Origin of the sequence: Streptomyces actuosus, assembly GCF_016921115.1 — a bacterium.
In the GTDB taxonomy this organism is placed as follows: Bacteria; Actinomycetota; Actinomycetes; order Streptomycetales; family Streptomycetaceae; genus Streptomyces; species Streptomyces actuosus_A.
Genome location: NZ_JAFFZS010000248.1, coordinates 1 through 412, shown reverse-complemented (window position 1 = coordinate 412; position 412 = coordinate 1). Strand labels below are relative to the sequence as shown.

Sequence of the window (412 nt, the reverse complement as noted above, 5' to 3'; positions counted from 1 at the left end):
GTGCCATCCATCATTGCACGATATTGTCCTGGTTCATGTTGAACACGACGAGGACGAAGATGGTTAGCTTTGGGTGTTGTCTCATCATCCTCGACACCCCCATCATCCTCAACATCCTCAGCATCATTATCATCCTCAGCATCATTATCATCCTCACCCTTGTCACTAATATAATTGCACACTGTAGAATCCTCAGAATCATGTTCAAACATCTCATCCACAAAGTCCTGTTTATCATTATCCTCCTGCATCCAGCAATATTCACTCTTAACCAGAAAATGATCTGTTGTCATCTGCAGCATCAATTTTTGAATAGTACCTTTATCAAGATGGCTTCAGTGGTAGGAGCAGATATCTTGTACACTATTAAATAGTTACTCAACTCCAACACCACTTGCAGCAACTATAAGAA

At 40.8% G+C, this 412-nt stretch carries 1 protein-coding gene; it reads right to left on the bottom strand.

The window, feature by feature from the left end:
* Positions 1-305 (bottom strand): hypothetical protein (locus tag JS756_RS36255; protein ID WP_438817372.1); only part of this gene is annotated, 305 nt, incomplete at its 3' end.
* Positions 306-412 lie beyond the last annotated feature (107 nt).